This is a genomic window from Rhodococcus triatomae (assembly GCF_014217785.1).
Lineage (GTDB): Bacteria > Actinomycetota > Actinomycetes > Mycobacteriales > Mycobacteriaceae > Rhodococcus_F > Rhodococcus_F triatomae.
This window is the reverse complement of record NZ_CP048814.1, coordinates 942,891-957,230: the sequence shown is the minus strand read 5'-3', so window position 1 is coordinate 957,230 and position 14,340 is coordinate 942,891. Positions and strand designations below refer to the sequence as shown.

Genomic DNA, 14,340 nt, shown 5'->3' with positions numbered 1-14,340 from the left:
GGGCTCACTGTGAATCCTTTCCGTTGGGGGCTGACGGACACGAGAACGAACGTGTGGGGGCCGGTTCACGGCCCGGCGGACTCGCGGCAGGAAGGGCAGATGCCCCAGTAGACGACCTCCGCCTCGTCGACGAGGAAGCCGTGGTCGGCATCGGGCGTCAGGCACGGCGTCCGCCCGGTGGCGCAGTCCACGTCGCGGATCGATCCACAGGATCGGCAGACGAGGTGATGATGGTTGTCGCCGACCCGCGTCTCGTAGCGGGCAGGAGAGCCCGCCGGCTCGATCCGGCGGATCAGGCCGACGCCGGTCAGCGCGCGCAGCACGTCGTACACCGCCTGGGTCGAGACCGACCCGATCTGGGCGCGCACACCCGAGGCCACCGTGTCGGCATCGACGTGGGGGTGCCTGCCGACCTCGTCGAGGACGGCGACTCGTGGAGCGGTGACCCGGAGACCGGCCGCGCGCAGTCTCAGCGCCAGCTCCGGATGTGTGTCGCCCGTCACACTTCGACAACGTACATGGAGTCGATCCATGAAGCGGCCGAATCCGGAGAATGCCCGCGTGCGAGACTCGGACCCGTCGACCGAGAGGAGCCGTGAGATGACGGACATCGTCGTGGGGGCGGACGAGAGCCTGAGTGAGCTGCTGGAACACCGGATCAGCTGCCGGGCGTTCCGGCCCGACCCGGTGCCCCGGGAGACGATCGAGCGCATCCTCGAACTGGCGCAGCGGACGCCGTCCTGGTGCAACACCCAACCCTGGCAGGTCGCGATCACCGAGGGCCCGGCCACGGAGAGGTTCCGCGAGGGACTGGCCGCATACGTGGTGTCCCACCCGCAGGAACCCGATTTCGACTTCCCGCGCGAGTATCGCGGTGAGTACCGCACCCGCCGCAAGGACTGCGCGATGCAGCTCTACGCGAGTGTCGGTATCGCGGACGGTGACCGCGCCGCGTCGGCCGCGCAGACCATGAAGAACTTCGATCTGTTCGGTGCCCCCCACGTCGCGGTGATCACCACGGACGAGGCGCTCGGGACGTACGGTGCCGTCGACTGCGGGCTCTACGTCGGCACCTTCCTGCTCGCCGCGCGAAGCCTGGGCGTCGCGACGATTCCGCAGGCCGCCCTCGCCGGCAGCGCGCCGTACCTGCACGAGTTCTTCGCCCTGCCCGAGGACCGGAAGGTCGTGTGCGCCATCTCGTTCGGGTACGCCGACGACGAACACCCGGTCAACGGCTTCCGCACCACGCGCGAGGCGATCGACGAGGTCGCGGACTGGGTGAGCGAGTAGTGGATCGAGCCGACGGGCCGGGTGCGCTCGACGCGCTGTTCGGCACACTCCGACGTCGGCCGGACGTCGAGGCGCCCAACCTGTTCGCGGTCGATGCCGCGGACCGGTTGATCCTCGACGAGGCCGACGACGCACTGTCCGCCGCGCCCGCCGGGAGTGTCGTCGTCATCGGCGACCACTACGGGGCACTGACTCTCGGCGCCGCCGTGCGTCACGGGGCCACGGGAATCCGGGTCCACCAGGACCCGCTGACCGGGGAACTCGCACTCGCCGCGAATGCGCGGGACACCCTGCGGGACGGCTGCTACCGCACTCTCCCGCTCGGCACCACGCTGGTGGAGGGCGCCCGGGTGGTGCTCCTCCAGGTACCGCGCTCGCTGGCGGAACTGGCCGAGGGCGCCGAGACGATCGCGCGGGCGGCCGATCCCGAGGTCGTCGTCTACGCCGGTGGCCGCGACAAACACATGACCCTCGCGATGAACGACGTCCTCGGGCGCTCGTTCGAGCACGTCCGACCGAGCCGGGGCAGGCAGAAGGCCCGAGTCCTCGTCGCGTCCGGGCCCGTGCCCGGTCCCGCGACGTACCCGGTGACCGAGTACGTCGCCGACATCGACCTCACCGTCGTCGCCCACGGGGCCGTCTTCGCCGGCGCCACCCTCGACATCGGCACCCGCTTCCTGCTCGAGCACCTTCCCGCACCGAGCCCGCAGGTGCGTACCGCGGTCGATCTCGGTTGTGGCAGCGGCATCCTCGCCGTCTCCCTCGCTCGCAGGCACCCGGAGCTCGTGGTCACGGCCACCGACCAGTCGGCCGCGGCGGTCGCCTCGGCCGCCGCGACCGCCGCGGCGAACGGCGTCGCCGATCGCGTGCGCACGCTGCGGGACGACGCGATGTCCACGCTTCCCGACGCGAGCGTGGACCTCGTCGTGTGCAACCCTCCCTTCCACGTCGGCGCGGCCGTCCACACCGGCGGTGCCCGGAAGATGTTCGAGGCCGCGGGGCGGGTGCTGCGCCCGGGTGGCGAGCTGTGGACCGTGTTCAACACCCATCTCGGGTATCGCTCCGCGCTCGAGCGGCTCGTGGGTCCGACGCGCCACGTCGCACGGGGCCCGAAGTTCACCGTCGCCCGCTCGATCGTGCCGATACCCGACTAGGCTCGCCTGGCACCGGTGGAACCTCCACCGGTAGAGTCCGAAATGTCCTGAGCGGATCCGGGGTGGGAACTCGCCGCCCGTGGGGAACGTTGGACAGTCAGACAAACCGGATCAGTCCGGCCAGCCATCAGAAGGGACGTACACGGTGCGCACCACCAGCAACCCGGTGTTCCGTAACCTGCCCAAACAAGAGGGCGGCGGTTACGCCTCGTTCGGATCTGCGACGGCGGGCGCCTCGCAGGTCACCCAGCAGTTCGGCCAGCCGCAGTACACGCAGGCCGATCCCTACCAGACCGGTCCCACTCAGCGGGCCATGACGATCGACGACGTCGTCACCAAGACCGGTATCACGCTCGGTGTCCTGTCGATCACCGCGATCATCTCGTACTTCATGGTGAGCAACAACAACGGGCTGGCCGTGCCGTTCGTGGTCGGCGGCGGTCTCGTCGGACTCGGCCTGGTGCTCGTCGCCACCTTCGGCCGCAAGATGGACAACCCGGGGATCGTGCTCGCCTACGCGGTCGCCGAGGGCTTCTTCCTCGGTGCGCTGTCCTTCCTCTTCACGGACGTCGCGTTCGGCGGTGTCGGCGGCTCCACGCTGATCGCCCAGGCGGTCCTCGGCACGTTCGGCGTCTTCTTCGGCATGCTGGTCGTCTACAAGACCGGCGCCATCCGGGTCACCCCTCGACTCACCCGAATGATCATCGGCGGCATCTTCGGTGTGCTGGTCCTGGCGATCGGCAACCTGGTCATCGGCCTGTTCACCGGAAGCGCGGGCATCCTGCGCGACGGCGGTCCGGTCGCGATCATCTTCAGCCTCGTGTGCATCGGACTCGCCGCGTTCAGCTTCCTGCTGGACTTCGATTCGGCAGACAAGCTGATCCGCGCCCAGGCGCCGGAGAAGGCCGCGTGGGGCGTCGCTCTCGGCCTCACCGTCACCCTGGTCTGGCTGTACGTCGAGATCCTGCGCCTGCTGAGCTACTTCAACAGCGACTAGGACTCGGCTCGTCGACAAGTCGACAAAGAAGGGCGGTCCCCCTCGGGGGACCGCCCTTCGTCGTTCTGTGCCCTTCCCCGATCCGGGGACCCGGCTCAGCTGAGGCGCTCGAGCACCATCGCCATACCCTGGCCGCCACCGACACACATGGTCTCGACGCCGAAGGTCTTGTCCTGCTCCTGCAGGTTGTTGAGCAGGGTGTTGGTGATGCGGGCGCCGGTCATACCGAACGGGTGGCCGAGCGCGATGGCGCCGCCGGAGACGTTCAGCTTGTCCTCGTCGATGCCGAGTGCCCGCGCGGAGCCGAGCACCTGGACGGCGAAGGCCTCGTTGATCTCGAACAGGTCGATGTCGTCGATGCCCTTGCCTGCGAGCGCGAGAGCCTTCTTCACGGCCTCGATCGGGCCGAGCCCCATGATCTCGGGGGACAGGCCGGTCACCGCGGTGGACACGATCCGCGCGAGCGGGGTGAGGCCGAGGGCCTTCGCCTTCGTGTCGGACATGATCACCAGGGCGGCCGCGCCGTCGTTGAGCGGGCACGCGTTGCCCGCGGTGACCGACCCGTCGGGGCGGAACACCGGCTTGAGCTGGCTGACACCCTCGTAGGTGGTCCCGGCGCGCGGGCCGTCGTCGGTGGAGACGACGGTGCCGTCCGGCAGCGTCACCGGGGTGATCTCGCGCTCGAAGAAGCCACGGTTGATGGCCTCCTCGGCGCGGTTCTGGCTGCGCACTGCCCAGTGGTCCTGGTCCTCACGGGTGATGCCCGTGTACGACGCGACGTTCTCCGCGGTCTGGCCCATCGCGATGTAGACGTCGGGGAGGTCGCCGGACTCGCGCGGGTCCTTCCACGCCGTGCCACCCTCGGCGAGCTTCGCCGTGAGCGCCTCGGCATCCGCGAAGAGCGGGTTCTTGGTGTTGGGCAGGCCGTCGGCGTTGCCGGTGACGAAGCTCGACACCGACTCGACGCCCGCCGAGATGAACGCGTCGCCCTCACCGGCGCGGATCGCGTGCATTGCCATGCGCGTGGTCTGCAACGAGGACGAACAGTAGCGGTTGACCGTCACACCCGGCAGGAAGTCGTAGCCGAGCTCGACGGCCACGACGCGGCCGATGTTGAAACCGGACTGTCCTGCCGGCTGACCGCAACCCATGATCAGGTCGTCGATCTCGGTCGGGTCCAGTGCGGGAACCTTCGCCAGTGCGGCAGCCACCATCTGGGTGGCCAGGTCGTCCGGCCGGATCGTCTTCAACGACCCCTTCATGGCGCGCCCGATGGGCGAGCGAACTGCAGAGACGATGACTGCCTCGGGCATGGCGGGAACTCCGTTTCGTCGACTGCGGGACTGGAGCCGCAGTGCGGATCGTGTGGTCTGGGAAACAATTTACGTGGCGTCGGGTTCGCGCTGCGGCGGGGGCGGCCCCCCGGCCACCCGGGTGAGGCCGCGCCCCGCCGGTCCCGGCGGTGCGGATTCGGAGACCTCGGGAAGATCCGGGAGGGGACCGCCGTGCCAGAGGCCCAGCGCCGAGGCCAGCACCGGAACGATCTGCTCGGCGGCGAGCTCGTAGCCGGCGGCCGAGGGGTGGAACCCGTCCGGTGAGAAGAGCCGGTCCGGGGCGGCGAGAAACTCCCGGCTCAGCAGGTCCGCGAGCGGTACCGCGTGCCCGCCGGCAGTGCGGGTGGCCTGGGCCTGTGCCCGCGCGAGCCGCAACCCCCAGGTGCGGACCACCGTGCGCAACGGCTGCGGTATCGCGGTGACGACTCCGAGGTCCGGGCAGGTGCCGACGACCACCTCGCAGTCGCGCTCGCGGAGGCGGCGCACTGCGGAGCCGAGCCGGCGAGCGGACGCACGGATCGAGTTCTTCCTGGTGACGTCGTTGGCCCCGATCAGGATCACTGCCGCATCGGGTGGCGGGCCGGCCACGAACATCGCGTCCACCTGGCCGCTGAGCCCCTTGGACGTGGCACCGCCGATGGCCTTGGTACTGAGCCGGATCCGTTTGCCGGTCTCGTCCGCGAGCCGCCGCGCGATCTGGACGCCGGGGACCTCCTGCGCCGTCGCACATCCCACCCCGGCGGCGGTGGAGTCGCCGAAGATCATCAGGTGCAGGTCGAACGGGTCGCCCCGATACCACCGTCGACAGCCGCTCTCGCCGGGAACGTAGACGCCGTCCGCCTCGGGTGGCTTGGCGACGTTGCGGCCGATCACTCCGCGAGCCGCGCCCGCCTGGGACATCAGATAGTGATAGGCCACCCACGAGAGCGTGCCCGCGCCGGAACCCGCGACGACCGCCGCCGCGCTCGCCGCCAGACCCGTCCGCCGGGTGAGTCGCGCCACCGGAGTTCACCCCTCCCGCGTCCGGAAGACCTTCACCGTCGTGGTGTGTGTCGATCCCAATCTAGTCGCCGGCCGTCCGCGGCGCGGGACGTCCGTGAGCACCGGGCGGTGCCATCTGGGACGATGGGAGCATGCGCATTGCGGAACACGTCGTCGATCTCGTCGGCAACACCCCTCTGGTCAAGCTCAACTCCGTTGTCGGCGAGAACTACGGGACGGTCGCCGCGAAGATCGAGTACCTCAACCCCGGCGGAAGCTCGAAGGACCGGATCGCCGTCAAGATGGTGGACGCCGCCGAGGTGTCCGGCGAACTGAAGCCCGGGGGCACCATCGTCGAACCGACGTCCGGGAACACCGGTATCGGACTCGCCCTCGTCGCCCAGCAGCGCGGTTACAAGTGCGTGTTCGTGTGCCCCGACAAGGTCAGTGAGGACAAGCGCAACGTGCTGCGCGCCTACGGCGCCGAGGTCGTGGTGTGCCCGACGGCGGTGCCGCCGGATCATCCGGACAGCTACTACAGCGTCTCCGATCGCCTCGCGCGGGAGCTGCCGGGCGGCTGGAAGCCCAACCAGTACTCCAACCCGGGCGGTCCGGAGAGCCACTACGAGACCACGGGTCCCGAGATCTGGGCCGACACGGACGGCGCGATCACCCACTTCGTCGCCGGCGTCGGCACCGGCGGAACGATCACCGGTACCGGCCGCTACCTCAAGGAGATGTCCGGCGGGAAGGTCAAGGTGATCGGCGCGGATCCGGAGGGATCGGTCTACTCCGGCGGCACCGGCCGGCCCTACCTCGTCGAAGGCGTCGGGGAGGACTTCTGGCCCAGCGCCTACGACCCGTCCATCCCGGACGAGATCATCGCGGTCTCCGATGCCGACTCGTTCGAGATGACCCGTCGCCTGGCGCGCGAGGAAGGCCTGCTCGTCGGCGGGTCCTGCGGCATGGCCGTCGTCGCCGCGCTCGAGATCGCGCGGCGTGAGGGCCCGGACGCGCTCGTCGTCGTCCTGCTGCCGGACGGCGGCCGCGGATACCTGTCGAAGATCTTCAACGACAAGTGGATGGCGTCCTACGGATTCCTGCGCACCCCGCTCGACGGCAAGAACGACGAGAAGACCGTGGGTGACGTGTTGCGCGGCAAATCCGGCAAGTTGCCCGATCTGGTGCACACCCATCCGTCCGAGACCCTGCGTGACGCGATCGAGATCCTGCGCGAGTACGGCGTCTCGCAGATGCCCGTCGTCGGTGCCGAACCGCCGATCATGGCAGGCGAGGTGGCGGGCAGCGTCACCGAGCGTGATCTGCTCAGCGCCGTCTTCGAGGGCCGTGCGCAGCTCGCGGACCCGGTGGAGAAGCACATGAGCAAGCCGTTCCCGCTGATCGGTGCGGGCGAGCCCGTCGGCGCCGCGACCAAGGCGCTCGGGGACAGCGACGCACTCATGGTCGTGGACGACGGCAAGCCGGTCGGGGTCATCACGCGCCACGACCTGCTCGGATTCATCAGCTCCGGCGCCTGAGAGGTCTCCGGAGGGCAGCGCTGTCGACAGGGGGAATGGCATGTGGGTACGACCGCGTCCGCGGATGGTCCTGATCGGAACGGCCGTGGCCGCTGCCGCAGCGCTCACCGGATGCAGTAACACGGTGGACGGCACCGCCGTCGCGGCCGGGGAGGGGTCCGTCGGTGCGACGACGTCGGGTTCGGTCCCCACACCACCCGAACGCACGGCGGCCGGTGCCGCGACGGACTGCGCGAGCCTGTCGGCGGTGATCGCTCCCCTGGTGCCGGCAGTCTCCGACACTCCGCAGGACGTGCCCGGGGTCGCGGGCACCACGATGTGCGTGTGGACCGGCAGCCGCGGCGCCGCGGTGAGTGTCAACGTGACCGCCAAGGACGTCGATCCCGAGATCATCGCGCTCATCCGGGACGACGACAGTGCGGTCACCGACGAGCGGGTGGCCGCGCTCGGGGCGGTGGCATTGCGCACGGTGGGCGTCGGGTTGCAGACGCCCACGCACCTGATCTCCGTCGTGGTCGCCGCGCAGGAGGACACTCCCGACCTCGATCTGGACGTGGCCGTCGCGATCGCGGAGTCGCTGCGGGGCTGATCGAGCGGGGCCCGACTCGAGCCGGGAAGCCGACGCGGGCGGCGCCCATCGGGCCGGTACCGCGAGCTATTAGGCTGGTGCCATGAGCGAGCAGCGCAGCAAGGCGGACGACATCAGCTGGGCCGGGTTTTCCACCAAGGCCGTGCACGCGGGATACGACCCGGATCCGCAGACCGGCGCAGTGAACGTCCCGATCTACGCGAGTTCGACGTTCGCCCAGGACGGTGTCGGCGGCATGCGCGACGGCTTCGAGTACGCCCGCACCGGCAACCCCACTCGCCGTCCGCTCGAGGCGAACCTCGCCGCCCTCGAATCGGGAACGTACGGAAGAGCGTTCGGGTCGGGCATGGCGGCCACCGATTGCGTGCTCCGGGCGGCGCTGCGCCCCGGCGACCACCTGGTGATCCCGAACGACGCCTACGGCGGCACCTTCCGGCTCATCGACAAGGTGTTCACGCAGTGGGGTATCGAGTACACCCCGGCCGCGGTCAGTGACGTCGACGAGGTACGTGCGGCGATCCGCCCGAACACGAAGCTCGTGTGGATCGAGACGCCGACCAACCCGCTGCTCAACATCGGCGACATCGAGGCGCTCGCGGACATCGCCCACGAGGGTGGCGCCAAGCTGGTCGTCGACAACACGTTCGCCTCGCCCTATCTGCAGCAGCCGCTCCAACTGGGCGCCGACATCGCGCTGCACTCGACCACCAAGTACATCGGCGGCCACTCCGACGTCGTCGGTGGCGCCCTGGTGACCGACGACGAGGAACTGGACGCGGCGTTCGCCTTCCTGCAGAACGGTGCGGGTGCGGTGCCGGGGCCGTTCGACGCCTTCCTCACGCTGCGCGGCATCAAGACCCTCGCCCTGCGGATGGAACGGCACAGTGACAACGCCGAGAAGATCGTCGATCTCCTCACCGGGCACGCGGCCGTCTCCCACGTCATCTACCCGGGTCTGGACTCGCATCCCGGCCACGCGACGGCGGCGCGGCAGATGCGGCGATTCGGCGGCATGATCTCGGTCCGGCTCGCCGGAGGCAAGCAGGCGGCACTCGACTTCTGCTCCCGCACCGAGGTGTTCACCCTCGCCGAATCGCTCGGTGGTGTCGAATCGCTCATCGAGCACCCCGGCGCGATGACGCACGCGTCCACCGCGGGCTCCGCCCTCGAGGTGCCCGACGATCTGGTGCGGCTGTCGGTCGGCATCGAGGATGCGGCAGACCTGGTGGGCGACATCGAGCAGGCGCTCCGGTAGCGGCCTACGCTCGCGTGGTGGAACCGGTTTCCTACGAGCAGATCGTCGCGGCCCGCGCCGTCCTCGACCCCGTCATGCGGCGCACGCCGGTGATCGCCTCGCGTGTGCTGTCCGAGCGATGTGGACGCCAGGTGTTCCTCAAGTGCGAGAACCTCCAGCGCACCGGGTCGTTCAAGCCGCGCGGGGCCTACTACCGGATCTCCCGGTTGAGCCCCGACGAGGGGGCCCGCGGAGTGGTCGCGGCCAGCGCCGGTAACCACGCGCAGGGTGTGGCGTGGGCGGCATCCGAACTCGGTATCTCCTCGACCGTGTTCATGCCCGACGGTGCGCCGCTGCCGAAGGTGGCGGCGACCCGCGCCTACGGTGCGGACGTCCGGTTCGCCGGTGACAGTGTGGACGACGCACTCGTCGCGGCCCACGAGTTCGCGGACCGGACCGGCGCGGTCCTCATCCATCCCTTCGACCATGCGGACATCGTTTCCGGGCAGGGCACGGTCGGGCTCGAGATCCTCGAACAGATACCCGACGTCGCCACGATCGTCGTCCCCACGGGCGGAGGCGGCCTGATCGCCGGCATCGCCGCTGCGGTCGCGGCCGTCCGCCCCGAGGTCCGAGTCGTCGGGGTGCAGGCCGAGCAGGCGGCGGCGTGGCCGGCATCCCTCGCCGCCGGTGCACCCGTCCCGCTCGACGGAATGAGCACGATGGCGGACGGCATCGCCGTCGGCCGTCCGGGCGAGGTGCCGTTCCGGCACGTCTCCACGCAGGTGGACCGGATCGTGACGGTCACCGAGGAGGAGCTGTCGCGCGCCGTGCTGCTGTGTCTCGAGCGCGCCAAGCTCGTCGTCGAACCGGCAGGCGCGGCCGCGGTCGCGGCCCTCGCGACCGGCATGCCCACCGAGCCGGGGCCGGTGTGCGCGGTGCTGTCCGGGGGAAACGTGGACCCGTTGCTGGTCACCCACCTGGTGACCCACGGTCTCCGGGCAGCCGGTCGGTATCTCGGTGTGACGGTGACGATTCCGGACCGGCCGGGAGGGCTGGTCGCGATGCTCGAGATCGTCCGGGACGCCGGGGCGAGCGTCGTCGACGTGATCCACTCGCGTACCGCGGGCACCCTGGACCTCGACGAGGTGGAGGTGTTCCTCACCGCGGAGACGCGGGGCCCGCAGCATCGCCGCGAACTTCTCGACGCGTTGGTCGCGGCCGGATACCGGACCCAGGTCACTACCTAGCCGCGGCGGGCCACCCGCTCAGCGTCACGATTCGCATCTCCTGATCGACCAGCCGAGTCGGGACGCCCAGGCCGGACACCCAGTCCACCGCGGAGCCCGCCCGGCGCAGTGCCGAGCTCGCGACGGCATGGGCCCGGGCGCACGACTTCTCGACGACGGAGGCCGTGCGCCAGAGCGGAATCGAATCCGGGTGCAGGGGAGTGACGGTGCTGGACGTGGCGACGGCCGCGCCTGCCGGAACCGCGATCTGGCAGGAGGGGTCGCCCGGCAGGTCCCGCACGCGGATCTGCCACCCGCCCTCCGGTGCCGTGCCTGCGGTCGCGATGTCGCCGCCCAGGCCGACCAGGACCCCGCACTCGAGCAGTCCGGAGATCTGTTCCGCGACGTAGTCGGCGGCAGCGGCCCGCGTCGTGGCGGTGAGGTCGAGTGATGCACCGTCGGGGAGGTCGAGCCGGTCCCCGTCCACCCGGATCGAGCGCCAGTCGGGGGTGCCCGGAGTGGGGCACAGGTAGCCGTCGGTGAGTTCGGCGGTGGCCATCGCCTCGGTGACGAACCGGGCGAGCAGCGGGGTGACCCGGTTCGGGCCCGCCGCCAGTCCCGCGATCTCCGAATCCGAGCGCTCGGCGTTCGTCGCCGCGTCGACGGCGGCGAGGTATCCGCGCGCCAGGTTCTCCGCGGGGACGAGGCGGTCGGCGTCGGTCACCACGACCCGTACGCCGTACCCCCACGTCGTCCACTCCACCGAGGCACGATCCGCCTCCGTCACGATCCACTCGACGTCGCGTCGGGTTCGCCCTGCCCCGCGGACACCGCCGGGGCGGAGGGGAACTGGGCGGTCGCGGCGGCCGGGGCGTCCGCCGCGCCGTCGACCGCGCCCCGGCCGGTGAAGGCGGCGGCGGCGATTCCCGCGGCGCCGAGGAGACCGGCGGCGGATCTGAGCGGGCGTCGGAGGACTCTGCGGGCGGGTGTTGCGGCCATGCCCCACATGGTGCCTGTCGAACCTGTGACGGAGCTGGGAACGGCCCTGGCCACCGTCGAGTCTTCCGCTCACGGGCGTGCGCAGATAAGTTAACGATGAATCTCTGGCATTCGGCCACGAGAAAGGTGTGACCGGTCGTACGGTGGACTGCACTCGGTGACTGTGGGCCGGGAAGAAGGAGTGCATGCATGTCAGTGGACGCAGCAGCGATCATCGTGGCGATCACTACGGCAGCGGGGGCCATAGTTCAGGGGGCGGACATTCCGCAGGAGCTTCAGGAGCAGGCCGAGCAGGCCATCGCCTCGATCGAGGAGGCCGCCCCCGAGGTACGCCAACAGGTGGGGGATGCCCTCGCGACCCTGCCGGACGGTACTCGCCAGCAGGCCGAGGAGTTGTTGAGCCGCACCTCCGACGCGGTGACGGAGGCAACCGACCCGTTCATTCCCCCCGAGGCCAGGGCCGATGCCGAGGCCGCCGACGAGGAGCAGGCCGAGCCGGTACCCGGACAGCCACCCGGCCCCCGCCTCGAAGGTGTGCCGCTGCAGCCGGATCCCCGGTACGGCGCTCCGCCGGCCACCTCGGGAGGCGGTGGAGCCGCCGCGTTCGGATCACCGGCTGTGGGTCCCTCGGTGTTGTCCGAACTCGCCGCGTCCGCGCCGAGTGTGCTCGGTGGTCTCGGGGCGCTGATCCCGTCCGTCCCGGCGGCCTATGCGGGAAGCTCGGTGGCGCCGGTCGGAGCGGTGGCGGTGTTCGCCCCGTGGATCCGCAAGGCCGGCTCGCTCTGCGAGGAGATCACGCCACCCACCCTGGCCGCACTCTATTCGGTGCAGAGCGGGTTCCGGTGGGGTGCGAACGCCCCGGTGTCCCGACTCGGAGCGCGCGGTCCTGGGCAGTTCCTCCCCGGCGAGTGGAGCCGCTACGGCGAGGACGCGGACGGCGACGGCAAGGTCGACATCCTCGGCGTCGCCGATTCCACCATGGCCTCGGGGCGCATGCTGTGTGACCTGTATCAGCAGGTCGAGCAGTGGAAGGGCGACGGCGTCGTCTCCGGGGACACCCTCGATCTCACCCTCGCCGCCTACACCGCCGGGCCGGACACGGTGCGGGTGGCCGGGGGGATACCGCCCGGCATGGCGGACCTCGAGAACGAGACCGTCTCGCACGTGCACCGGATCCGCTCGCTCGAGGAATCCTTCGCGCGGATGCTGTCGCCGTTCTTCTACGGAGCAGCCGGCCTCGGCGAGAGCCGAGTGGTCGATGTCGCGATGCGCTTCATCGGGCTTCCGTACGTGTGGGGCGGCGGCAACATCAACGGACCCACCATGGGCGGCTTCGACTGCTCCGGGCTGACGTCCTTCGCCGTCTACGCTGCCACGGGTATCACGCTGCCGCGCACGTCGGAAACGCAGTGGCACGTCGGTACCGAGATTCCGTTGACCGAGGCCAAGCCCGGTGATCTGCTCTTCGGCAACTGGCAGGCGGGCGGACCAGGCCACGTCGCCATCTACGTGGGCAACGGCCAGATGCTGCACGCGCCCACTACCGGCGACATCGTGCGGATCGGGCCCGTGTTCGACGGGATGAAGGCACGCCGGATCGTCTGAGGGTGGCGGCTGCCGTGCTCACTCGCGACAGTGAACGAGGCTCCGGCCGGGGATTCCCGGCCGGAGCCTCGTTCACTGTGGCCGGGTCCTTCCGGCCGGACGATCGTTCGATCAGCTGTGGTACGGCTCCGCGCTGACCAGCGTCACCTTCATGGTGCTGCCGTTGGGCAGCGTGTACTCGCGGGTCTCGCCGACCTTCGCGTCGAGCAGCGCTCCACCGAGCGGTGAGTTGGGCGAGTACACCTCGAGCTCGCCGCCGCGGGCGCCTTCCTCGCGGGTGGCGATCAGGAACGTCTCGGTGTCCTTCTCGTCGCCGTCGTAGTAGACCTTCACCACGGAACCCGGCAGTGCCACACCCGACTGGGTGGGCGCCTCGCCGACCTTGGCGTTGTTGAGGAGTTCCTGCAGCTGGCGGATACGCGCTTCCTGCTGGCCCTGCTCCTCGCGGGCGGCGTGGTAGCCGCCGTTCTCCTTGAGGTCGCCCTCTTCACGGCGCTCGTTGATCTCGGCTGCGATCACGGGACGGTTGGCGATGAGTTGGTCGAGTTCGCTCTTGAGCCTGTCGTGTGATTCCTGGGTCAACCAGGTCACCTGGGTCTCGGTCATCTCGATCACTCCCTCGTAGTTGAAGCCGTCCGGCTCCTTCGTCAGGACGCTGCGACGGCAGTGGTCGGCGGCCGGACGCTCGCGGCACCCTGCCGCAGACATACGTCTTGCCCGCCTTGCCGTCCACGGTGCGGACATGCGTCGTAGCGCCGCATAATGCAGCAATACACGGTTCCACCCGGAACCGTGTATCAGGCAATTCTAGCACGGAGAGTTCGTCGGCCGAGCCGATCGGTGATTCGTCAGTTACCGATCGAGTCACCGGTCAGGTATGCCGGAACGTCCAGGCTGCACCCGTACACGTCCCCCACCGCGGGCCGCTGTGAGGTGTGTACCGGGGAGGTGAGCAGGACGGTGGCGGAGTCCCCTCCGGGGATGTAGACCTCGCGCCGACCGGTCTCCGATCCGTCCCGGGAACGGGCCCGCACGATGCACACGGCATCGTCGGCGGGATCCTCCCGGGTGACGGTGAAGGTGACCTCGAGGGTGCCGTCGTCGACCACTTCGAAGGAGGTGAGTTCGGTGTCGATCTCGTTCACCGCGAACTTGTCGTACGCGAGATAGGCGATGACCAGCCCCAGTACGATCACCCCGGCGCCCAGTGCCCACACCAGCGTCTTTCGCGGTCGCTTCGGTGTCGCCGACGCGTATCTGCCGGGGGGAAGCGTTCTCGTCATCACTCTGCTCTCACCGCCGCGCGCACGTCGGTCGACGCGGCTTTCGGTACTCCTCGCAGCGCTCCCACGGGGGCACGGCTGCGTGCGGAACTCACGGGTGGAACTAT

15 protein-coding genes are annotated in these 14,340 nt (G+C 69.9%); 8 read left to right on the top strand and 7 right to left on the bottom strand.

Translation table 11 applies throughout. The features are described from left to right. Positions 1-65: 65 nt before the first annotated feature. Positions 66-503: a Fur family transcriptional regulator gene (locus G4H71_RS04390; protein WP_246442571.1), complete on the bottom strand. Its 438-nt coding sequence runs from the start codon at positions 501-503 to the stop codon at positions 66-68. 97 nt (positions 504-600) lie between these two features. Here G4H71_RS04390 and G4H71_RS04385 point away from each other — a divergent pair, with 97 nt between their 5' ends. From G4H71_RS04385 to G4H71_RS04375, 3 genes are all read left to right on the top strand, one after another. After that, positions 601-1,290, top strand: a complete 690-nt coding sequence (locus G4H71_RS04385) for a nitroreductase (RefSeq protein ID WP_072738061.1) — start codon at positions 601-603, stop codon at positions 1,288-1,290. Then, positions 1,290-2,444, top strand: a complete 1,155-nt coding sequence (locus tag G4H71_RS04380; RefSeq protein WP_072737922.1) for a class I SAM-dependent methyltransferase — start codon at positions 1,290-1,292, stop codon at positions 2,442-2,444. Before G4H71_RS04385 ends, G4H71_RS04380 begins: the two co-directional genes overlap by 1 nt. 145 nt (positions 2,445-2,589) lie before the next feature. Next, on the top strand, positions 2,590-3,441 hold the full coding sequence (locus G4H71_RS04375; RefSeq protein ID WP_072737921.1) for a Bax inhibitor-1/YccA family protein: 852 nt from the start codon (positions 2,590-2,592) through the stop codon (positions 3,439-3,441). 95 nt (positions 3,442-3,536) lie between these two features. On the opposite strand, the gene G4H71_RS04370 is transcribed toward G4H71_RS04375, so the two are convergent. Both G4H71_RS04370 and G4H71_RS04365 read right to left on the bottom strand, forming a co-directional pair. After that, positions 3,537-4,754: an acetyl-CoA C-acetyltransferase gene (locus G4H71_RS04370; RefSeq protein ID WP_072737920.1), complete on the bottom strand. Its 1,218-nt coding sequence runs from the start codon at positions 4,752-4,754 to the stop codon at positions 3,537-3,539. A gap of 69 nt (positions 4,755-4,823) precedes the next feature. Further along, complete coding sequence (locus G4H71_RS04365; RefSeq protein WP_083342775.1) at positions 4,824-5,777, bottom strand: SGNH/GDSL hydrolase family protein; 954 nt, start codon at positions 5,775-5,777, stop codon at positions 4,824-4,826. A 131-nt stretch (positions 5,778-5,908) separates the two neighbouring features. On the opposite strand from G4H71_RS04365, the gene G4H71_RS04360 reads away from it, so the two are divergent. The 4 genes from G4H71_RS04360 (at position 5,909) to ilvA (ending at position 10,367) form a co-directional block, all read left to right on the top strand. Next, entirely contained in the window at positions 5,909-7,294 is a 1,386-nt protein-coding gene (locus G4H71_RS04360; RefSeq protein ID WP_072737919.1) for a cystathionine beta-synthase, read from the top strand. A gap of 40 nt (positions 7,295-7,334) precedes the next feature. Further along, on the top strand, positions 7,335-7,883 hold the full coding sequence (locus tag G4H71_RS04355) for a DUF3558 domain-containing protein (RefSeq protein ID WP_139183106.1): 549 nt from the start codon (positions 7,335-7,337) through the stop codon (positions 7,881-7,883). An 82-nt stretch (positions 7,884-7,965) separates the two neighbouring features. After that, positions 7,966-9,138 carry a cystathionine gamma-synthase gene (locus G4H71_RS04350; RefSeq protein WP_072737917.1) on the top strand — a complete coding sequence of 391 codons (1,173 nt, stop codon included), beginning with the start codon at positions 7,966-7,968 and terminating at the stop codon, positions 9,136-9,138. Positions 9,139-9,212: 74 nt separating this feature from the next. Beyond that, positions 9,213-10,367: a threonine ammonia-lyase gene (ilvA, locus tag G4H71_RS04345; protein ID WP_217631292.1), complete on the top strand. Its 1,155-nt coding sequence runs from the start codon at positions 9,213-9,215 to the stop codon at positions 10,365-10,367. On the opposite strand, the gene G4H71_RS04340 is transcribed toward ilvA, so the two are convergent. Next, positions 10,360-11,133 carry an FAD:protein FMN transferase gene (locus G4H71_RS04340; RefSeq protein ID WP_072737915.1) on the bottom strand — a complete coding sequence of 258 codons (774 nt, stop codon included), beginning with the start codon at positions 11,131-11,133 and terminating at the stop codon, positions 10,360-10,362. The two genes, ilvA and G4H71_RS04340, sit on opposite strands and share 8 nt — an antisense overlap. Continuing rightward, entirely contained in the window at positions 11,130-11,345 is a 216-nt protein-coding gene (locus G4H71_RS04335) for a hypothetical protein (protein WP_072737914.1), read from the bottom strand. Before G4H71_RS04335 ends, G4H71_RS04340 begins: the two co-directional genes overlap by 4 nt. 189 nt (positions 11,346-11,534) lie before the next feature. Between G4H71_RS04335 and G4H71_RS04330 the strand changes: the two genes are divergently transcribed. Next, a complete protein-coding gene (locus tag G4H71_RS04330; RefSeq protein ID WP_072737913.1) occupies positions 11,535-12,950 on the top strand; it encodes a C40 family peptidase in 1,416 nt (471 codons plus the stop codon). A 111-nt stretch (positions 12,951-13,061) separates the two neighbouring features. Here the strand turns inward: G4H71_RS04330 and greA are convergent, their stop codons facing one another. Both greA and G4H71_RS04320 read right to left on the bottom strand, forming a co-directional pair. Next, the gene (gene greA, locus G4H71_RS04325) at positions 13,062-13,556 is read right to left on the bottom strand and encodes a transcription elongation factor GreA (protein ID WP_072738060.1); all 495 of its coding nucleotides are present in this window, start codon (positions 13,554-13,556) and stop codon (positions 13,062-13,064) included. 242 nt (positions 13,557-13,798) lie between these two features. Continuing rightward, on the bottom strand, positions 13,799-14,233 hold the full coding sequence (locus G4H71_RS04320; RefSeq protein WP_072737912.1) for a DUF4307 domain-containing protein: 435 nt from the start codon (positions 14,231-14,233) through the stop codon (positions 13,799-13,801). Between the last annotated feature and the right edge of the window lie 107 nt (positions 14,234-14,340).